The sequence below is a fragment of the Paracoccus sp. TD-10 genome (assembly GCF_048270675.1).
Taxonomy (GTDB): Bacteria; Pseudomonadota; Alphaproteobacteria; order Rhodobacterales; family Rhodobacteraceae; genus Paracoccus; species Paracoccus pantotrophus.
Map to the genome: position 1 here is coordinate 101,302 of NZ_CP182420.1, position 19,766 is coordinate 121,067.

The following is a 19,766-nucleotide window of genomic DNA, read 5'->3' on the forward strand; positions in this document are numbered from 1 at the left end:
ATTATTCCGCCTTGGTCATGTCCTCGATAAGGACGTCCTTGCTCGACGGAGGAGCGAACTCGATCCGGTTGGTATTGATCCCGGTGAAATACTGCTCGGCATAGATATAGATAAAGGGAAGCTCCTCAGCCAGGATCGCCTGTGCCTCCCGATACATCTGCGCGCGTGCTTTCTGGTCTATGGTGGCCTCTGCCTGGTCAAGAAGCTGGTCCACGCGCTCATTCCTGTATCCGAGACGCTCGAAATAGGTTTTCGAGTTCAGGGCATTCAGCGGAAGAAAGGGGTCGAACATGCTGTTGCCGTAACCGGCCAGCATCAGCTCCTTGTTATTGTTGTTGTTGCGAACCTCGACATATTTGCTGTTCTCCAGAAACTCGAAGTTCACCTGAATACCAGCCATTTGGAGCATGGCACCTATCAATTGCCCAAGCTCCGAATCAAGAAGATAGCGTCCCTTGGGAACCTGCAGCGTCAGGCTCAGCGGATTGCCAGCGTCATATCCCGCCTCTGCCAGCAGTTCCTTTGCCTTTTCCAGATCGTATAGATAGGTATCGTAATATTCTTCGTTGAACCCGACGATGCCCGGCGTGATATGCGTTCTCGTCGGCGTCCCCATGCCCTGGAAGAATTTGTCCACGATCAGCTTGTCGTCGATGGCGTAATCGATGGCCTGGCGCACCCGCACATCCGAGGTCGGGAATTGCTCGTTGCTGTTCACCATCAGCATGATGACCTGCGTCGAATCTCCGGGAACAATGGCGGTGTTTCCATTGCCGTTGACGCGGGCCCATTCCGAAGGCGGCACTTCGTCGACCAGGTCCATTCCGCCGGTAATCAACTCGTTGACCCGCGTGGATGCCTCGGGCAGGATCGTCAGCACGGCTTTATCCCAGTCCGAAACATCGCCCTTGAAATAATCTTTGAATTTTTCAAGGATGATCTGCTGATCGACGTTGTATTGGGCGACCTTGTATGGACCGGAACCGACCGGGCGTTTGGTAAAATTATCGACGCCGACTTCGTTGAAATATTTTTCCGGCATGATGCTGCCGCCCATGCGGATCAGGCGGTTCAGCATCACCGGGTCCGGGACATTGGTGATGATCTGCACCGTGTAGGGATCCAGGATCTTCACCTCCTTGATGGTCGAAAAGCGCGGGCTCTCTATCAGGCGCGTATCCCCGACCACGCGGTCAAGCGTGAACTTCACGTCCCGGGCGGTCAGTTCGCTGCCGTCATGGAACTTGATGCCCTGGTGAAGGACGAATTCCCATGTGTAATCGTCCTTTTGTTCGAAGGACTTGGCCAGGTGCGGCACGAATTCGCCATCATCGGTGCGCCGGACCAGCGTGTCGAAGACATTCATCAGCGGCGTGCCATAGGCGCCGTTGTTGTGCGGATCAAAGGTCAGCAGGCCCCGGCGCATCCCGATCCGCAGCGTATCGGCATCTTGCGCCAAGGCGGCGGACGCATCGAACATGCCGGTCGCCGTGTTGCCCATCAGGCCAAGGGCGGTCATCGTGGCCATTGCCGCGATGGCAGTCAGGAGCTTTCCTTGCATCTTCCCTGTCGTCGGTCGTGACATTTCTTTCCCCGTTTTGCTTGGAATTATCTTGACGGCGATATACGCACGGGATCACCCCTTTTCGCGCGCGTCATTGCTGTAGCCGATGCGGCCCTTCCAGCGGAAAATGGCACGATACCGCATGCCCGCTTTCAAGCATCTGCATCGTCGGAACGGCCTGCCTGCATTTGTCCCGCGCATAGGGGCAACGGGTATGGAACGAACATCCGGGGGGCGTATTCACCGGGCTGGGAATATCACCTTGCAGGACGATCCGCTTGCGCGTCCGGGCGGCCTCCGGATCGGGCAACGGCACGGCGGAGAGCAGGGCCTCGGTATAGGGATGGCGCGGCCGCGCAAAGAGCTGCTCCTTGCTGGCCAATTCGACGATCCGGCCAAGATACATCACCGCGATCCGGTCGCTGATATGCTTGATGGCCGGCAACCCGTGGGAAATGAAGATATAGGTCAGATCGAACTCTTTCTGCAGTTTCGAAAGCAGGTTCAGGATCTGTGCCTGAATGGACACGTCCAACGCCGAAACCACCTCGTCGCAGACGATCAGCTTTGGTTGCAGGGCCAGGGCCCTGGCGATGCCGATCCGCTGGCGCTGGCCTCCGCTGAACTCATGGGGGAAGCGGTCGATGAAGGTCGGGCTGAGTCCGACCGCCTTCATCAGTTCGACGACGCGGTCGTCAAGCTGTTTTCCCGAAGCGATCCTGTGCGCCCGAAGCGGCTCGGCGATCAGATCCTTTACCCGCATGCGCGGATTGAGCGAAGAAAAAGGATCCTGGAAGATCATCTGGAAATCCTTGCGCCGCCGCCGCAGAATCCCCGGCGCCAGATTGCACAGGCTTTCCCCCTCGAACAGGACATCCCCCTCGGTTGGCTTCAGCAATTGCGCGATCACGTTGCCGGTGGTCGATTTCCCGCAGCCGGATTCACCGACGATGCCCAGGGTCTCGCCCGGATAGACCTTCAGGTCGATCCCATCGATCGCCTTGAGATATTTCGGCCTTGCCGAAGGCCAATTCCAGTCGCCCGAGACATCGAAGTATTTCTTGAGCCCTTTCAGCTCCAGCAGGGGCGTTTGCTCAGCCATGTTCATGGAGTGACCTTTCTTTCTTTTCGGGCAGCCAGCAGCGCATTTGATGGTCGTCGTGCAGATCCACCCAGCCCGGCGCTGCGCTTACGCATTTCTCGAACGCATGGGGGCAGCGCGGATGGAACCGGCAGCCGTGGGGCATATTGGTCAGAGGCGGCACCGTGCCCTTGATGGGCTCCAGCTTGTCCTTCAACTCGTGGATATTGGGCGTGCTGTTCAGCAGGCCCTGGGTGTAGGGGTGGCTGGGATTGCGGAACAGGCTGAAGGTATCGCCCTGCTCGACGATCTGGCCGCCATACATGACGATGACCCTGTCGGCCATTTCGGCCACCACGCCCAAGTCGTGGGTGATCAGCACGATAGTCATCTGCAACTCGTTGCGCAGATCCTTCATCAGCTCCAGGATCTGGGCCTGGATCGTCACATCCAGCGCCGTCGTCGGTTCGTCCGCGATCAGCAGCGACGGGTTGCAGGAAAGCGCCATGGCGATCATGACCCGTTGCCGCATCCCGCCGCTGAGCTCATGCGGATAAGAGGCATGCACGGCCTCGGGGCGCGGCATGCCGACCTTGCGCAGCATCTCCAGGCTGCGTTCCCGTGCTGCCGCCTTGCCCAGTTTCAGGTGAGCGCGGATCGGCTCATCCAGCTGGAAGCCGATGGTCAGCAGCGGGTTGAGCGAGGTCAGCGGCTCCTGGAAGATCATCGAGATCCGGTTGCCCTGGATGTCGCGCATCTCCTCGCGCGACAGCTTGGCGAGGTTGCGGCCCTCGAACAGGATCTCGCCGCTGTCCACGCGCCCCGGCGGGCTGAGCAGTCCCATGATCGAAAAGGCGGTGATGCTTTTGCCGCAGCCGGATTCGCCGACGATGGCGACCACCTCGCCGCGCTTCAGGTCGAAGGAAATCCCATCGACGGCGGTGACCGCCTTCTTGTGAAGGTGAAAGCGCGTCGTCAGACCCCGGACCCGCAGCAGTTCGGACGGGTCGGCCTGGGGCAATGCCTGGGCAGAAACGGCAGTCATCATGCTCTCCCTTGAAGGCGGGGATCGGTGGCGTCGCGCAGCCAGTCACCCAGGAAGATGAACCCGATCACGGTGAGGCTGAGCGCGACGCCGGGGAAGGTGGCGATCCACCAGCTTGTCGACAGATGGGTCTGGCCCTCGCTCAGCATATAGCCCCAGGACACGTCGGGCGGCTGGATGCCCAGGCCAAGGAAACTCAGCGAGGATTCGGAAATGATGGCCGTTCCGACGCTGAGGGTGGAAACCACGATGATGGTCGAAAGGACGTTGGGCAGCAGGTGGCGAAGGATGATCGTGGCGTTCGGCGTGCCGATGGAATAGGCCGCGCGGACATAGTCGCGTTCCTTCAGGCTCAGCACCTCGCCGCGCACCAGGCGCGTGAAGGGCACCCATTTCGTGCAGCCCATCACGAAGATCAGCGTTACCAGGCTGGGCCCGAACACGCCCACGATCACCAGCATGATCAGCATGGCCGGCAAGGCCAGCAGCGAATCCGTCACCCGCATGATCGCATTGCCGACCCACCCGCCGTAAAAGCCGGCGATCAGCCCCAGCAAGGTGCCGATGCAGCCTGCGACGATGACCGCGCAGACCCCGACGATCAGCGAGGTGCGCGAGCCATACAGGATCCGGCTCAGCACGTCCCGCCCCAGGTTGTCGGTTCCCAGCGGATGGCTGAGCGATCCGCCGTCCAGCCACATCGGCGGCGCGAACATGCTGGCCAGGTCGATCGCCGCCGGATCGTGGGGCGCGATGACCGGGGCAAAGATCGCGACGAGAATGACGGTCGCAACGATGACCATTCCCGCCAGGCCGGTCTTGCTGAGCATCAAGACACTCAGCCAGCCGGGTTTGTCTTCTTTTCGTGAAGTCGATTCTGCTTCATTCCGGCCGAAATGATCGGACTTGTCACCGTCCATTAAACAATCAGCCTTTCCGACAGCTTGCGTCATTATTTCCTCCCTGGAAATACCGGCGGGCCTAGGGCGTGTTGACAAAAGGGATTCACCGGGCGCGGTGATCGTGATTCAAGCTGGTATCTGCAATGGAGACCAGCGTGGCACGAAACCTGATGTCGAACGACGAGTGGGCGTTCTTTGAACGCTTCATCCTGGCTGTCCGTTCTCCGAACGGCCGCAAGCCCACGAACCATCGGCTTGTTCTGGATGGGATTTTCTGGATCGCCCGAACGGGGTCGCCCTGGCGCGACCTGCCGGAAGAGTTCGGCAAATGGTCGTCTGTCTATCGGCAGTTCCGGCGCTGGACGTTGGCGGGGCTGTGGGAACAGATCCTGGAGGCGCTGAACGAGAGCCGGATCGTGCCGGATGCGCTGCAGATGATCGACAGCACCGTGGTTCGCGCTCATCATCAGGCAGCGGGCGCAAAAGGGGGACTCCGCGCCAAGGTTTCGGCCGCTCGCGAGGTGGCTTCACGACCAAGATCCATCTGCGGGTCAATGCGGCAGGCCTGCCCATGAGAACCGAGATCACGGCCGGGCAGACATCGGACTACCTCGGCTTCGATCTGGTCATGGCTGACAACCTGCCCGAGCCAAGCGTTCTGCTCGCAGACCGCGGCTACGACTCCGACAACATCCGCAAGACCATGGAGGTGCGCGACGTGGTGCCGGTCATCCCCATGCGCAAAACCCGGAAGCTACGGGTCGCCGTTGACCGCAGGCTCTACCGCCTGCGCAATCTCGTTGAGCGGTGCTTCAACAAGCTCAACAATGCCCGTCGCGTCGCCACCCGCTACGACAAGACCGCCGAAAGCTTCCTGGGCTTCATCGACATCACGTCGATCCGCCTCTGGCTCCGCCATTTGTCAACATGACCTAGTACTTGATGCGTTTGTCGACGGTCCGGTAAAGAATGTCGCCGACCATGTTCATGACGATGACAAGGATCGCGATCAGGAATACCCCGGCCTGAACGATGGACATGTCGCGGGCATTGACGGCCTGGACCAGCAATTGCCCCACGCCCGGATAGGCAAAGACCGTTTCGGTGATAAGCGATCCGCCGATCAGGAACGGCAATTGCACCGTGATGATGGTGATGACCGGGTTGAGGCAGTTCTTCAGCGCATGGCGATAGATGACGGCGCCCTCGCCAAGACCTTTTGCGCGGGCGGTGCGGATATAATCCTGGCCAAGCGTCTCAAGCATGTTCGAGCGCACGAGGCGGGTAATTTCCGCGGCCGTGCCGCCGCCCAGGGCGATGGCGGGCAGGATCATATGGCTGACCGTCCCGCTGCCGGACACCGGAAAGATCTGCAGGGTCACCGAGAAGATGAGGATCAGCATGAGGCCAAGCCAGAAAGTGGGCATGGCCTTGCAGGCGACCGACGCGCCGGTGATCAGAAGATCGATGCCCGTGTTCCTGCGAAGCGCCGACCAGATACCCAGAGGGATCGAGACGGCCAGAGCGAACACCATGGCCAGCAAGCCAAGGCCGAGGGAAGCCGGCAGCCTGTCGAGCACGACAGACATCGCATCGGCATGGTACCGGAACGATACCCCGAAATCGCCTGTCAGGGCGTTCTTCAGAAAGACCCCGTATTGCACCCAAAAAGGCCGGTTCAGCCCAAGCGTCTCCCGAAGGTTGGCCACCTCTTCGGGCGTCGCCGAGTCGGGCAGCATCAGTTGAACCGGATCGCCCGCCATATACACCAGCCCGAACACGATGAGCGAGATGATGAGCAGGACCGGGACGAACTGAAACGTATAGCGGATCAGATAGCGTTTCATGCGTCTCCCCTTCGTATTTCGCACCCTTCTTCGTGGGCGTCGTCGTTGATGATAGAAATTTTTCATAGTCGATCAATCTAAAAATTACCTATCGGAGCAAGAAGCGGCTTGCCCAGCGGTTGCGGCGCTTGCGAAACCTGCCAACCGACGAGAAGCCGGTTTTGAATCGGTGCTTGGCCAACAAGCCTGCGCGGACGTGCCCGGCGTCCCTGCCGGCAGGCAGGAGCTGACCCACAAGCCCGAGCCAGCGCGCCGCGATAGACCGCTTTCATCGGAATAGAGGTCTGCCGCCCGCCATTCTGCCCCAGCAGCACCACGCCGATCCGGCGCATGATGGAGGCCGCATTGCCTCGGGTCATGACCCATGAATCTGCTTGAACGGGGGCATGTGCATGATTCGAACTCCCGGCTTTGGGAGGGATGATGAGCGAGCTTTCCTGGCTGACGGATGCGCCGATAGGGCGACCGAGGCCGTTCTTTCCGAAGTCCCGAGGCAAGCCTCGGGCCGATGACCGGCGCGTGCTGAGCGGGATAATCTTCGTTCAGCGCAAGGGGTTGCTGTGGAGTGAGGCCCCGAACGCCGTTGTTCGGGTGAGCGGGCCGAACGCCCTGCGGCCTATGGCCCGCCGAAGACGCTCTACAAGCGTTGGAAGCGGTGGGGCCGGATGGTTTCGCAATGCCCTGATCGAAAGAGGCATTGCGCCATGCATCCCCTCCCGCATCGGCCGGAAAGGTCCGATCCCGCGCGACGCCAGCCGCTATCGCCTGCGCCGCCGGATCGAAAACATGCTCGCACATCTCAAGGGCTGGCGTCGGATCGCAACCCGCTACGATCGCCGCCCCATCCTGTTTCTCTCGGCCTGCGCCCTCGCCGCGACCGTCATCTATGGGTTGTGAGGCCTGGCCGCAAGATCCACGCGAGGTCGGCCCGGCGCTTCGCCATCTCGGGCAGCAAGGCTTGGGTCGGCGCGGTCTGGCCGGCGGATGTCGGCGCATGTGGCAACGCCTTGGCCAGCATCCGAGCCATGATCCCGGCACCGGCGCAAGCGTCCAAGATGAACACGGCGGCCGCGGGCTTGCGGATGGCACGGACCGGGGCCGGCCTGCCGTCTCGAGCAGCCGCCCAGCCTGAAGCGACATCCCCAAATGGCTGGCCGCGCGTCATTTCAGCTTGGTGACACCAGGCTGCGGTCGGTCCCGAATCCCGGCGTGATCGGCTGGATCGGTGCCCAGGCGACCGAGGCGCCGCATATCTCGGCCACCACCGCCGCCTATCGTCTTTCCCATCAAGACAGCCAGTCCCGATATCGGATCGCCCTTCGGAGGTTTCCCGACGGTGCGGCGATCCCGCCGCAGGGTGTCACGCCCGCCGACCGATGCCCAGCAGCTGATACAGCACCAGCGCCGCAAAGGTCGAAGTGCCGATGCCGCCCAGCGAGAAATTGCCGATGTTCACGGTGAAATCCCCGGCCCCCAGGATCAGCGCCACCCCCACGGTGAACAGGTTGCGCGGGTCCGAGAAATCGACCTTGTTGTCCACCCAGATCCGCGCCATGGCCGAGGCGATCAGGCCAAAGACCGACACCGCCAGCCCCGCCAGCACCGGGGCCGGGATGGTTTGCAGCACGGCGCCGAACTTGGGCGACAGGCCCAGGAAGATCGCGATCGCCGCCGCCATCGGAAAGATCAGGGTGGAGTAGACGCGGGTCATGGCCATGACGCCGATATTCTCGGCATAGGTGGTGACGCCGGTGCCGCCGCCCGCGCCGGCCAGCATGGTGGCCAGCCCGTCGCCCAGGAACCCCCGGCCGATATAGCGGTCCATGCTCTGCCCGGTTATCGCGCCCAGGGCCTTGATATGGCCCAGGTTCTCGGCCACCAGCACGATGGCGACCGGGGCGATCAGGCTGACCGCCGACCATTCGAATCGCGGCGCGGTGAAGTTCGGTACCCCGAACCAAGGCGCGGCCGCCACGGCGGCGAAGTCGATCCCCGGCACCAGGCCCAGCCCGTTGCCAAGCGCCAGCACCAACCCATAGCCGAACAGCAGCGCGATCAGCACCGCGATGCGCCGCGTCGCCTGCCGACCATAGACCGAGACCATGGCCATGCACAGCACGGTGGCCAGCGCGATGCTCAGATGCGCGTGGCTGCCGGCAAGCTGCTTGACCGCCACCGGCGCCAGGTTCAGCCCGATGGACATGCCGATGGCGCCCGTCACCGCCGGCGGCATCAGCTTTTCCACCCAGCCTGCGCCGATGGCCATCACCACCAGCCCGATCAGCGCATAGACGAGGCCGGCGGCGATGATGCCGCCAAGCGCCACGGCGATATTGGGGTTCGGCCCGCCGCCGGCAAAGCCGGTCGCCGCCATGATGACCGCGATGAAGGCAAAGGACGAGCCCAGATAGCTGGGCACCCGCCCCCCGGTCACGGCAAAGAACAGCAGCGTGCCGATGCCGGAAAAGAACACCGCGACATTGGGATCGAAGCCCATGATCAGCGGCGCCAGGATGGTCGAGCCGGACATCGCCAGCAAATGCTGCAGGCTCATCGGCACCGCCTGGGTCAGCGGCAGCTTTTCATCGGGAAGCACCGTGGCCCCCGCAGCGGGGCGCCAGTCAGGAAAATAGCCCATCACGTCTCTCGGATTCGGTTCGATGGACCGGCTTTTGGGCAGGTTTGCGGAAAAAGGCCAGTGGCAACCGCAGAATGGCGCAAGCGGCCCGCCCGATGCGGAACCGCCTGCCTGGCTTGCCCCGCGCTGCGACCAAGTGCCGCGTAAGTAAAATACGGCCTATTGGGCATGTTGATACATTCATAATATCGAATATGAATGGGCTCAACATCCGATTCGGGTAACTGGAAGCGCCGCCCCGACCGTCTTAATCCACCTGTCGAACGCCTGCGTGCTGCGACTGGGCTCACGGTCGTTGCAGGCTCGGTCGGGTGTCAGCGCATGTGGCCGCGGCACCGGAAACCACATTCCCGGACCGGCCGCAGAAAGTCAGGAGGAGGCCGAATGACAGGACGAAACGATTTCAGACCCTCTCGCAGAGGGGTGTTGGGCTTTGCGCTTGCCGGCGCGGTGACGGCGGGCCTGGGTGTCCGCGCCGCCCAGGCCGCCAGGGTCGCGACCAAGGCCAGGATCATCATCATCGGCGCCGGGGCCGGCGGCACCGCCCTGGCCAACCGGCTGGTGCAGCGGCTGGACGGGGCGCAGATCACCCTGATCGACCCCAGGGCGCAGCATCTCTACCAGCCCGGCCTGTCGCTGGTCGCGGCCGGGCTGAAGCCGGCCGATTACGTGGTGTCCAAGACGACCGACTGGCTGCCCTCGGGCGTGACGCTGATCGCCGAGGCCGCGGCGGCCATCGACCCGGTGGCCAAGACCGTCTCGACGGAAAAGGGACAAAAGCTCGATTACGACTTCCTGATCGTGGCGCCGGGCTTGGTGCTGGACCACGGCGCGATCCAGGGCTTTTCGCTGGACATGGTGGGCAAGGACGGGATCGGCGCGCTTTACGCCGGGCCGGACTATGCGGCCAAGACCTGGCAGGCGGCATCGAAATTCACCGAGGAAGGCGGCGTCGGCCTGTTCACCCGCCCCGCGACCGAGATGAAATGCGCCGGCGCGCCGCTGAAGCACACCTTCCTGCTGGACGACATCGCCAGCCGCGGCGGCGCCAAGGGCAAGTACGAGATGCATTACACCTGCCCGCAGACGGCGCTGTTCTCGGTGCCGATCGTCGCGGAAAAGGTGCGCATGCTGTTTGGCGAGCGGGGCGTGGCCACCTATTACGGCCATACGCTGAAATCCATCGACCCCGGCCGCAAGACGGCGCAGTTCGAAACCGCGGCCCCCGACCCGGCGACGGGCGAGATGGTCAAGTCCACCACCGAAATGCCCTATGACTACCTGCATGTCATCCCGCCGCAGCGCGCGCCCGAGGTAATCCGGCAGTCGGGCCTGTCCTGGGCGGACAAATGGACCGACCAGGGCTGGGTCGAATGCGACATGAAGACCCTGCGCCATCTGCGCTACCCGGAAATCTTCGCGCTTGGCGACGTGGCGGGCGTGCCCAAGGGCAAGACCGCGGCCTCGGTGAAATGGCAGGTTCCGGTGATCGAGGACCACCTGATCGCCAGCCTGCAAGGGCGCGAGGGGACCGAGGTCTATGACGGCTATACCTCCTGCCCGCTCATCACCCGCGTCGGCCGCGCGATGCTGGTCGAGTTCGATTATCACAACAACCTGGTTCCCTCTTTCCCCGGCGTCATCGCGCCGCTGGAAGAGCTGTGGATCAGCTGGTTGATGAAGGAGGTGGCGCTGAAGGCCACCTATAACGCCATGCTGCGCGGCCGGGCCTGACAGGGGAAGCATCATGAAAGAACTGACATTCGGCACGGTGATCGCGGTCTTCGAGGAAATCTTCGGCCGCGGCCTGTTCTGGACCATGGTCCCGCTCGCCGTGCTGGTCACGCTGGCCTATTTTTACGTGCTGATTCGAGACCGGGCGATGTCGATGCGCAAATTCCTCTGGGCGCAGCTTTCCATGCCTTTCGGCGCGGTGCTGGCGGTGATCTTCGTCCAGCAGATGACGCATTCCGGCCTGCGCGACATCGGCGGACCGGTCGACGTGATCGTGCTTCTGGGCGTGGCGGTGCTGGGCGCGGTGGGCAGCGCCATCCTGATCTATACCATCCAGTCGCTGCTGCGGCCTTCGCGGTCTGGGCAGAATTCCTGATCCGGGACGCAAGTGCGGGGCGATCGCGCTTCGGGATCGCCCTGCGCCTGGCTTGTCAGCTGAAGGCCCGCGCCAGCATCCAGGCCACGGATAGCGCCAGGACCAGGGCCATGCCGCGGTTGAACGCCCGCAGCCGGCCCTGTCCGACCCTTGCCCCGCCCCAGGCCCATGCGGCAAGCGAAAGCCAGCAGATCGCGCCGAAAAGCGCCGCGAACGCCGCCAGCCCCGTCGCCGGATCGGCCAGCGGCATCACGAAGGTCGAGAGCGAGGACAAGACCGCCAGCCAGGCCTTGGGGTTCAGCCCCTGCACCAGGACGCCGGACCAGAAGCCGGGCGCGGCCGTCGCTGCCGGACCGCTCCACTCGACCCGGCCGTCGCCGCGCAGCAGCCGCCAGGCCAGCCACAGCAGATAGGCCGCGCCGGCCAGCGTCATGGGCCGGGACAGCGCCAGGATCCAGCCGGTTCCCGCCAGCAGCCCGGCACCAAAACCCAGCAGCAGCATCAGGAAGCCCGCGGTCGCCCCGCTGACGAAACCCAGTGCCCGGCGCGGACCGAACCGCGCGCCAATCATGGCGCCGATGATATTGACCGGCCCCGGCGTGGCCGAGGCCGCCAGGGCGAAACCGGCTATCGCCAGCAGGGCCTGCGGCTCGGCCATGGTCAGCGCAGTAGCGGCAGCCGGCCGCAGATCCGGTCCACCGCCTTGCGCGCGCCTGCCAGCAGGATGGCCTGCGGCGCGTGATCCGCCAGCGGCGCGGCGGCGATGCGGGCGGCATAGTCGGAATAGTCCCGCGCCTCGAAGGCGGCGCGCATATAGGCCAGCCGCAGCGGCAAGGTTTCGGCCTGGGCGAAAAGGCCGGGCAGCTCCGGCAACGGCGCGCCTAGCACCGGCAGGGGAACGGTGGTGATGCCCGGCAAGGCGATGCCGTCGCTCGTGGCGGTGGCCGCGCCCAGCAGGTCGGGACGCAGCCGGCCCAGGCTCATGCCCAGGACGGCGGCGAAATTGGCTTTGAGCCCCAACGGCAGGTCTGCGGCCAGGATGATGACGGGTTTCAATGGCATGGCGGTTCCTTTCCCGGTCTCCGTGCCATGGATCGAGCGGGCAAGGATTGGACGAAATCGACCTGCTAATGCCGCAGCAGCGCGCCGGGGGTGACGCCCAGGTGACGGCGGAATTGCCGGATCAGATGCGCCTGGTCGCAAAACCCCGCCGCGACCGCGGCCTCGGCGGCGGGCACGCCCTCCAGCAGCAGCCGGCGGGCATGGCCGATGCGGGCCTGCAGGACATGGGCATGCGGCGTCAGCCCGGTGGCCCGCCGCATGCTGCGGATCAGATAGGACGGGTTCAGCCCCACCCCGGCGGCCAGTTCGGCAAGGGTCAGCGCCTCGCCCGCCGCGACCCCGGCGGCGATCCGCGCCCGCACCGCCCGGATCGCCGCGGGCTCATCCCCTGCCGGGCGCAATTCGGCCCGGCCGTATTGGCCGAAGGCCAGCGCCAGGGCCCTATACGCGGCCTCCTCCGCCGCAAGGCGCCAGTCGGGGCCGGGCGGGGCATTCAGGCAATGGGCCAGATGCGCCAGGGCCCGGCCCAGCCGCGACCCGCGGTCGCGCGGGGCAATGGTGGCAAAGCCGCGCAAATGCCGCAGGCCCAGCACGGCGCGGACCGCCGCCTCGGAGGCGTAAAGCATGGTATAGCGCACCCGGTCGGCGGCGGCATGCCCGGTATGCGGTTCCTCGGGGTTCATCAGCGACAGGGTGCCGGCCGGCAGCACCATGGTCTCGCCCCGGCAGACATAGCCGCCCGCGCCTTCGGCGATGGCGCCGATGGCAAAGCCCTCATGCGCATGGCGGCCGAAGGTCTGGTGGCTGAAGGCGGCCTCGAACAGTTCGATGCCGTGATGCCAGCCAAGGTGGTGATAACGGTTTGCTTGCATGGCGTCTGTCGGGACAGGGAACGCGGTCGGACCCCCGCCGGGGAATAGGGCAACCATCCCGGCAAGGCCAGCCGCCGGCGCGGTGGCTCAGGTGCGGAACACCCGATAGACCGCCGGGATGACCAGAACCGTCAGCAGGGTCGAGGAGATCAGCCCGAAGAACAGCGAGATCGCCAGCCCCTGAAAAATCGGATCGGTCAGGATCACCGCCGCCCCGATCATCGCCGCCAGCGCCGTCAGCAGGATCGGCCGGAAGCGCACGGCGCCCGCATCGATCAGCACCTCGGTCAGCGGCCGGCCGGTGCTGTCGTGGCGGATGAAATCCACCAGCAGGATCGAATTGCGCACAATGATCCCGGCCAGCGCGATGAAGCCGATCATCGAGGGCGCCGAGAAGGGCGCGCCGAACAGCCAATGCCCGCCCAGGATTCCGATGAAGGTCAGGGGCACCGGCGTCAGGATCACCAGCGGCAGCCGGAAGCTGCCGAACTGCGCCACCACCAGGATATAGATGCCCAGCAGCGCCACCGCGAAGGCCCCGCCCATGTCGCGGAACGTGACCCAGGTCACTTCCCATTCGCCGTCCCACAGCAAGGTGCTGGCGCTGTCATCCTCGGGCTGGCCGCGCAGCCGGATCTCGGGCTTGGGCAGGCCGGCCCAGTCCTGCGCCTCCAGCGCATCCCTGACCGCCATCATGCCGTAAAGCGGCGCCTCGAAGTCGCCGGCGAGTTCCGCAGTCACCATCTCGGCTGGCCGGCCGTTGTGGCGGAACAGGATATGCGAGGCGTCCTCATCCTCGATCCGCACCACGTCGCCCAGTTCGACCACGCCGCGATTGCCGGGCAGCAGATCGGCCGGGATCGGCGTGGTCAGGAAATCCTCGCCCGGCACGCGCTGGTCGCGGGGCCGTTCGACCCGGATCGGGATCGGCGCCCGCCCCTCGCCCCGATGCGAATAGCCAACCGTGGTCGAGCCGTTCAGGATGGCGATGCTGTCGAAGACATCCGATTCCGCCACGCCGTAGAAATCCAGGTCGTCGGGCGAGATCAGCACCCGCAGCCGCGGCGCGGCATCACCCCAGGAATTGTCCACGTCGACGATGAAGGGGACCGAACGGAAGGCCGCCTCGACCTTTTCGCCCACCGCGCGGCGGGTTTCCGGGTCGGGACCATAGATCTCGGCCAGCAGCGTCGCCATCACCGGCGGGCCGGGCGGGGGTTCCACCACCTTCAGCACCGTGCCCTCGGGCAGCGGCAGCGCCTGGATGCGCGCGCGCAGGTCCAGCGCGATCTGGTGGCTCGAACGGTCGCGGTCGTGCTTGGCGGACAGGTTGACCGCCACCTCGCCCTGGTGCGGCTGGGTGCGATAGAAGGAATGCCGCACCAAGCCGTTGAAATTGAACGGCGCCGCGGCGGCGGCATGGGTCTGGACCGAGACCACTTCGGGCAGTTCCATCGCCACCCCGGCCACGGCCTGGGCCACGGCATCCGTGGTCTCGACCGCCGCGCCCTCGGGCAGGTCGATGGTCACGGACAGTTCCGACTTGTTGTCGAAGGGCAGCAGCTTCACCGTCACGTCGCGGGTATAGAACAGCGCGAGCGAGCCGAAGGTCAGCACGATCACCCCGCCCAGGAACAGCCAGGCCCGGCCCTTGCTGGCCAGCACCGGCCGGGCGATGGCGGCATAGGTCCGGCCCAGCCGGCCGCCCTGCCCCTCGGCCTCGTGATGCAGCGGCGCGCGGCCGGCGACCTTCAGCATCAGCCAGGGCGTGACCGTCACCGCGACGAAGAAGGAAAAGATCATCGCCACCGAGGCGTTCGAGGGGATCGGGCTCATGTAAGGCCCCATCATCCCCGAAACGAACAGCATCGGCAGCAGCGCCACCACCACGGTCAGCGTGGCGACAATGGTGGGGTTGCCGACCTCGATCACCGCCTCGATGGCGGTTTCGCGGCGGTCGGTGTCGCCCATGCCCCAATGCCGCGCGATGTTCTCGATCACCACGATGGCGTCGTCGACCAGGATGCCGATCGAGAAGATCAGCGCGAACAGGCTGACCCGGTTCAGCGTATAGCCCATGATCCAGGACGCGAACAGCGTCAGCAGGATCGTCACCGGGATCACCACCGCCACCACCAGCGCCTCGCGCCGGCCGATGGCCAGCCAGACCAGCGCGATGATCGACAGCGTCGCCAGGCCCAGGTGGTAAAGCAGCTCGTTGGCCTTTTCGTTGGCCGTCTCGCCATAGTCGCGGGTGATCTCGACCTGCATGTCGTCGGGGATCAGCGTGCCTTGCAGCGCCTCGGCGCGGTGCAGGATCGCCTCGGCCACGGTGACGGCATTGGCGCCGGCGCGCTTGGCCAGCGCCAGCGTCACCGCCGGACGCCGGCCGGAATCGCGGGTAAGGGTGGCGACCAGCGCCTCGGCCGTGTCGCCGACGAAGCCCAGATCAGCCACGTCGCGGACATAGACCGGGCGGCCGTCGCGGGCGGTCAGCACCAGGTTGCCGATCTCATCGGGGCTGCGTAGGGTCTCGCCCGCGACCAGCATCACCTGCCGGCCGTCCTCGCGGACCATCCCCGCCGGCAGGGCGCGGTTGGCGCCCTGGACCTTGCCGGCCAGCTGTTGCAGCGTGATGCCGTAAAGCGCCAGCCGGGCGGGATCGGGGGCGACGCGGATCGCCTCCTCGGTTTCGCCGATCAGATAGGTCAGGCCGACATCGTCGATCTTGGCCAGTTCGGTGCGCAATTCGCGGGCAATGCGGGTCAGTTCGGCCGCCGTCACCCGTTCCGCCGCATCGGGTCGGGCCGAAAGCGTCAGCGCCACGATGGCCACGTCGTCGATGCCTCGGCCCACCACCTGCGGCTCGGGGATGCCCTGGGGGATGCGGTCCATATTGGCGCGCAGCTTGTCATGCACGCGCAGCACCGCCGCATCCGAGGAGGTGCCGACCAGGAAGCGCGCCGTCACCAGCACGCCATCGTCCTGGGTCTGGGAATAGATATGCTCGACCCCGTCGATGCCCTTGACGATGGTCTCCAGCGGCTCGGTCACCAGCTTGACCGCATCCTCGGCCCTGAGGCCGGGGGCCTGGACGCGGATGTCCACCATGGGGACCGAGATCTGCGGCTCTTCCTCGCGCGGCAGGCTGATCAGCGCGATCAGCCCGAAGGCCAGCGCCGCGATCAGGAACAGCGGCGTCAAGGGCGAGGTGATGAAGCCACGCGTCAGCCAGCCGGCCAGGCCGGGGCTGCGGGGGGGATCGCCGGGGGTGTTCATGGAACGATCACCGTTTCCCCCGGCACAAGGCCGGTCAGGATCTCGACCATCTCCACGCCGTCCCGGACCAGGGTTTCGCCGGTCAGCACCGCCCGCCGCACCTCGCCCGAGACACCGGCCACGCTAACGAAATCGACGCCGGCGCGGGTCGTCACCGCCGCGGCCGGCACCAGCAGCGCCCGGCGCTGGCCCACCGGCAGCTCCACCGCGACGCGCGCGCCGACAAAGGCGTCGGGCAGACGGTCGACCTCGACATCGGCCTGCACCCGGCCGCCCTGGATCAGCGGATAGATCTTGGCCAGCCGGCCCGTGGCGGCCCTGCCGCCCGCGGCGATCTGGATCTCGGCCCCTTCGGCAAGGTAGGCGGCATGGCGCTCGGGCACCGACAGGCGCAGGAAAAAGCCGCCGCCGCCCAGGCTCGCCACCACCTCGCCCGGCATCACCACCGAGCCGCGCACCGCCGGCACGCCCAGCACCAGGCCCGAGACCGGGGCCAGCACCGCGCCCTCGGCCTGCTGCTGCTCGACCACCGCGCGCTCGGCCTCGGCCGCGGCGATCTGGCCGCGGATCACATCGACGGCGGTCTGCAACTGCTCGACCCGCTGCTGCGAGGCCGCGCCGCGCTGCACCAGCGACTGCCCGCGCGCAAGATCGGATTCCGATTCGGCCAGCTGCGCCCGCAAGGCCGCGATCCGCGAGCCGAAGGCCGCGATCTGGAAGGCGATCTTGTCGTCGCGGACGGTGGCAAGCGTGGCCCCGGCCTCGACGCGATCCCCCTCGCTGACCAGCAGTTCCACGACCGTGCCGCCGATGCGCGCCCGCGCCGGGATGGTGTCGCGGGCCTCGACCGTGCCGTAGACGGCCTTCATCTCGGGCACCGCGCTCCAGTCCAGGATCAGCGGCTCGGCCCGCGCCGGCCCGGTGGCGACAAGCGCGACAAGCAGCAGCAATCGCATGGGTCGAACTTTCAGAAGGCGCAGCCGGGTTTGATGCCGAGCTTGCGGAAGATCATGGCCGCCGGGCAGAAGCCGGTAAAGGCGGATTGCAGCAGGTTCGCGCCGACAAAGACCGTCAGCCAGACGAACAGGGGCGACACCCAGACGGTCAACACGACGGAAAGCAGGACCATGAACCCTGCAAAGGCAAGAATGATGCGGTCAAGTGTCATCGGAAAACTCCAGAACAGCCGATTGCCGATAGTATATACATATCTTCGTATAATACGTTTCAAGGGGAAAGTCCTTGCCGATGCCGCAGAATCGGCTGGCGGCCCCTGCGACATTTCGCCTTGGCGCCGGTTCAGGCCGCCGGCGCGCGCCATATGCGGCCATCTGCAGGATCAGATCAGCCGGCAGATCGCGCGGGCCCGGCCCCGGATGCAGGGGCTCCGCCACGGCAGGGCCCCTGCATCCGGATCATCTGCGCGGACCGACAAATGCTTGGGCGGCACCGCCGCGCATCCTAGAAATCCTTGGCGCGATAGCTGTCATGGCAGGCCTTGCAGGTCGCACCGACCTTGCCGACGGCGGGGGCAAGCGCCTCCTGCCCCTCGCCGGCGACGCCCTGCAGCGCGGCGACCGCCTCGCGGAAGGCCATGCCCTTGGCACGGTAATCCTCGGTCTGTTCCCAGATCGCCGGCAGGGCGCGGGTCTTGCCGGCCAGCTCGGCATTCGAGGTTCCCGGCATCAGCAGGTCGTCATGCAGATATTCCGACAGCAGCTTGAGATCGCCGGCCAGCGCCCGTGCCCGTTCGGCGTCATAGGGCGCCTTGCCCTGCGCCATGGCCGCCAGCCCGCCCATCTCCAGGTTGACCAGGCTGAAATAGCCGATGCGCGCGGCGGCAATATCGCCGGGCTCGGCAGCCTGGGCCAGGGCGGGAACGGACAGGGCGGCGGCGGCCAGAAGGATCTTGTGCATGAAAATCACCTTTTGCTTGCGTTTGAGGGCTTGCTGATGCGTTTTATGTAAATTGCCGTAACATTCGGATTTTCGAAGATTAATGCGGCAAACTGTCGCGATGCCGGCTACTGAAAGACCGATGGGGCGTGCATCTTGACCGTATATTCGCAATAATGTAGCTATGGTGCATGAGCGTCGATGTCAGCATAGATCCCGAAAGCATGCGCGCAGCCGCCGACGAGGCCAGCGACCTTCTGAAATCGCTTGGCAACCGTCATCGGCTGCTGATCCTGTGCCAGCTGGTAGAGGGCGAGAAATCCGTGGGCCAGCTTGCGGAATTCCTGGGCATCCGCGATTCCACCGTGTCGCAGCATCTGGCGCTTCTGCGCCGGGACAAGATCATCCTCGGCCGGCGCGAAGGGCAGACGATCTGGTATCGGATCGAAAGCCAGCCTGCCCGCAAGGTCATGGAAGTGCTCTACGACATCTTCTGCGGCACCCAGGACTGATCCGGCAGCCGCCGGGCCAGCACCCGATGCCGCGCAGCCTGCGGATAGCCCGGCGATGCGGGCTCGGCTTCGACTGCCCAGGCCCGGGCAATCTTCCTCGCGGGCGCCCGGCCCATTGCCATGCCGCGGGCCGGGCTCATGCCCTGCCGGCGGCCGGCTGCTGCCGGCACAGGGCATAGAATGCCCGCACCCGCATGCCCGAACGGCACCAGCCCAGCACCGGCCCCCCGGCCTCGGCCAGGATGCAACGGAACGCCGCGATCTGGCCGGCCGAAGGCTGGCCGGAAACCGGAATATGGCGCGCGGTCAGGCCAAGGCGCGCGGCCGCGGCAGCGATGGTGGCGAAATCGGGCTGGCCACGCTCCTCGCCATCGGGGCGAACGCAGACCAGCACCCGGAACCCCGCCCCCGCGACCGCCGGCAGGTCTTCGGGGCAAAGCTGGCCGGTGGCCGAGAACCGGTCGTCGATCTTGCGAATCCGCGGCTTGCCGCGCCGTCGAAAGGGCCACATTCATGCCCCCTGCCGATCGGCGGCAGAACGGGCCGCGGCCCATCGCTGCCCTGTTTTGACGATTGCGATTCCAGCGGCCATTGTTGCGGAGAAGAGGACGGGTTCTGGGCGGATGAGGCCGATGGCGGGGATGGCGCCGCCGGGGCAGAATCCCGAGAGCCCCCAGCCCAGGCCGAACAGCGCCGATCCGCCGACCAGGGCCGGGTCGATGTCGCGCCGCTCGGGCAGGTGGAAGCGCAGCGCCAGCACCGGCGCCGGCCGGCGCAGCACCAGCCGGTAGCCCGGCAGGGCCACCGCCAGCGCGCCGCCCATCACGAAGGCCAGGGACGGATCCCAGGCCCCGGCAATGTCGAAGAAATTCAGAACCTTCGCAGGGTTGGCCATGCCCGAGACCGCAATCCCCGCGCCAAAGACCAGCCCGATCAGCAAGGCCGACAGCAAGACCAT

General features: G+C 65.5%; 18 protein-coding genes and 2 pseudogenes. 5 read left to right on the top strand and 15 right to left on the bottom strand.

Features of this window, described 5'->3' with window-relative positions; translation table 11 throughout:
• Position 1: 1 nt before the first annotated feature.
• The 4 genes from ACNKFW_RS19185 to ACNKFW_RS19200 all read right to left on the bottom strand — a co-directional run bounded on the left by ACNKFW_RS19185 (position 2) and on the right by ACNKFW_RS19200 (position 4,643).
• Positions 2 to 1,585 carry an ABC transporter substrate-binding protein gene (locus ACNKFW_RS19185; RefSeq protein WP_083413890.1) on the bottom strand — a complete coding sequence of 528 codons (1,584 nt, stop codon included), beginning with the start codon at positions 1,583 to 1,585 and terminating at the stop codon, positions 2 to 4.
• 70 nt (positions 1,586 to 1,655) lie between these two features.
• Entirely contained in the window at positions 1,656 to 2,672 is a 1,017-nt protein-coding gene (locus tag ACNKFW_RS19190) for an ABC transporter ATP-binding protein (protein WP_074991088.1), read from the bottom strand.
• A complete protein-coding gene (locus ACNKFW_RS19195; RefSeq protein ID WP_418025701.1) occupies positions 2,659 to 3,693 on the bottom strand; it encodes an ABC transporter ATP-binding protein in 1,035 nt (344 codons plus the stop codon). Before ACNKFW_RS19195 ends, ACNKFW_RS19190 begins: the two co-directional genes overlap by 14 nt.
• Positions 3,690 to 4,643: an ABC transporter permease gene (locus tag ACNKFW_RS19200; protein WP_418025703.1), complete on the bottom strand. Its 954-nt coding sequence runs from the start codon at positions 4,641 to 4,643 to the stop codon at positions 3,690 to 3,692. The genes ACNKFW_RS19195 and ACNKFW_RS19200 overlap by 4 nt, the downstream gene beginning before the upstream one ends.
• Before the next feature lie 119 nt (positions 4,644 to 4,762).
• Between ACNKFW_RS19200 and ACNKFW_RS19205 the strand changes: the two are divergent.
• Positions 4,763 to 5,523 (top strand): annotated as a pseudogene (locus ACNKFW_RS19205) (IS5 family transposase).
• A gap of 1 nt (position 5,524) precedes the next feature.
• Here the strand turns inward: ACNKFW_RS19205 and ACNKFW_RS19210 are convergent.
• Positions 5,525 to 6,439, bottom strand: a complete 915-nt coding sequence (locus ACNKFW_RS19210; RefSeq protein WP_074991084.1) for an ABC transporter permease — start codon at positions 6,437 to 6,439, stop codon at positions 5,525 to 5,527.
• Positions 6,440 to 6,862: 423 nt separating this feature from the next.
• Between ACNKFW_RS19210 and ACNKFW_RS19215 the strand changes: the two are divergent.
• Positions 6,863 to 7,336 (top strand): annotated as a pseudogene (locus tag ACNKFW_RS19215) (hypothetical protein).
• Between the two features lie 463 nt (positions 7,337 to 7,799).
• Here the strand turns inward: ACNKFW_RS19215 and ACNKFW_RS19220 are convergent.
• Positions 7,800 to 9,077, bottom strand: a complete 1,278-nt coding sequence (locus ACNKFW_RS19220; protein ID WP_024845942.1) for a solute carrier family 23 protein — start codon at positions 9,075 to 9,077, stop codon at positions 7,800 to 7,802.
• Between the two features lie 384 nt (positions 9,078 to 9,461).
• Between ACNKFW_RS19220 and ACNKFW_RS19225 the strand changes: the two genes are divergently transcribed.
• Together ACNKFW_RS19225 and ACNKFW_RS19230 are read left to right on the top strand one after the other, a co-directional pair.
• A complete protein-coding gene (locus ACNKFW_RS19225; protein ID WP_123130377.1) occupies positions 9,462 to 10,811 on the top strand; it encodes an NAD(P)/FAD-dependent oxidoreductase in 1,350 nt (449 codons plus the stop codon).
• A 13-nt stretch (positions 10,812 to 10,824) separates the two neighbouring features.
• Positions 10,825 to 11,187 (top strand): DUF5368 domain-containing protein, encoded by a 363-nt coding sequence (locus ACNKFW_RS19230; RefSeq protein ID WP_418025705.1) that lies wholly within the window; start codon positions 10,825 to 10,827, stop codon positions 11,185 to 11,187.
• 55 nt (positions 11,188 to 11,242) lie between these two features.
• Here ACNKFW_RS19230 and ACNKFW_RS19235 read toward each other — a convergent pair whose 3' ends face one another.
• The 7 genes from ACNKFW_RS19235 to ACNKFW_RS19265 all read right to left on the bottom strand — a co-directional run bounded on the left by ACNKFW_RS19235 (position 11,243) and on the right by ACNKFW_RS19265 (position 18,317).
• On the bottom strand, positions 11,243 to 11,845 hold the full coding sequence (locus ACNKFW_RS19235) for a LysE family translocator (protein ID WP_074991081.1): 603 nt from the start codon (positions 11,843 to 11,845) through the stop codon (positions 11,243 to 11,245).
• A gap of 2 nt (positions 11,846 to 11,847) precedes the next feature.
• Positions 11,848 to 12,249, bottom strand: coding sequence for a DUF2000 domain-containing protein (locus ACNKFW_RS19240; RefSeq protein ID WP_024845946.1), 402 nt, complete (start codon positions 12,247 to 12,249; stop codon positions 11,848 to 11,850).
• Positions 12,250 to 12,314: 65 nt separating this feature from the next.
• On the bottom strand, positions 12,315 to 13,121 hold the full coding sequence (locus ACNKFW_RS19245; protein WP_418025707.1) for an AraC family transcriptional regulator: 807 nt from the start codon (positions 13,119 to 13,121) through the stop codon (positions 12,315 to 12,317).
• Between the two features lie 87 nt (positions 13,122 to 13,208).
• The gene (locus ACNKFW_RS19250) at positions 13,209 to 16,400 is read right to left on the bottom strand and encodes an efflux RND transporter permease subunit (protein ID WP_418025709.1); all 3,192 of its coding nucleotides are present in this window, start codon (positions 16,398 to 16,400) and stop codon (positions 13,209 to 13,211) included.
• Positions 16,397 to 17,356, bottom strand: a complete 960-nt coding sequence (locus tag ACNKFW_RS19255; RefSeq protein WP_024845949.1) for an efflux RND transporter periplasmic adaptor subunit — start codon at positions 17,354 to 17,356, stop codon at positions 16,397 to 16,399. The genes ACNKFW_RS19250 and ACNKFW_RS19255 overlap by 4 nt, the downstream gene beginning before the upstream one ends.
• A gap of 11 nt (positions 17,357 to 17,367) precedes the next feature.
• Complete coding sequence (locus tag ACNKFW_RS19260; protein WP_024845950.1) at positions 17,368 to 17,568, bottom strand: YgaP family membrane protein; 201 nt, start codon at positions 17,566 to 17,568, stop codon at positions 17,368 to 17,370.
• Positions 17,569 to 17,861: 293 nt separating this feature from the next.
• Positions 17,862 to 18,317 carry a c-type cytochrome gene (locus ACNKFW_RS19265; protein WP_024845951.1) on the bottom strand — a complete coding sequence of 152 codons (456 nt, stop codon included), beginning with the start codon at positions 18,315 to 18,317 and terminating at the stop codon, positions 17,862 to 17,864.
• A gap of 170 nt (positions 18,318 to 18,487) precedes the next feature.
• Here ACNKFW_RS19265 and ACNKFW_RS19270 point away from each other — a divergent pair, with 170 nt between their 5' ends.
• The gene (locus ACNKFW_RS19270) at positions 18,488 to 18,808 is read left to right on the top strand and encodes an ArsR/SmtB family transcription factor (RefSeq protein WP_024845952.1); all 321 of its coding nucleotides are present in this window, start codon (positions 18,488 to 18,490) and stop codon (positions 18,806 to 18,808) included.
• 136 nt (positions 18,809 to 18,944) lie between these two features.
• Here the strand turns inward: ACNKFW_RS19270 and ACNKFW_RS19275 are convergent, their stop codons facing one another.
• Together ACNKFW_RS19275 and ACNKFW_RS19280 are read right to left on the bottom strand one after the other, a co-directional pair.
• Positions 18,945 to 19,319: a TIGR01244 family sulfur transferase gene (locus ACNKFW_RS19275; protein ID WP_036748473.1), complete on the bottom strand. Its 375-nt coding sequence runs from the start codon at positions 19,317 to 19,319 to the stop codon at positions 18,945 to 18,947.
• A complete protein-coding gene (locus ACNKFW_RS19280; protein WP_418025711.1) occupies positions 19,320 to 19,766 on the bottom strand; it encodes a DUF6691 family protein in 447 nt (148 codons plus the stop codon).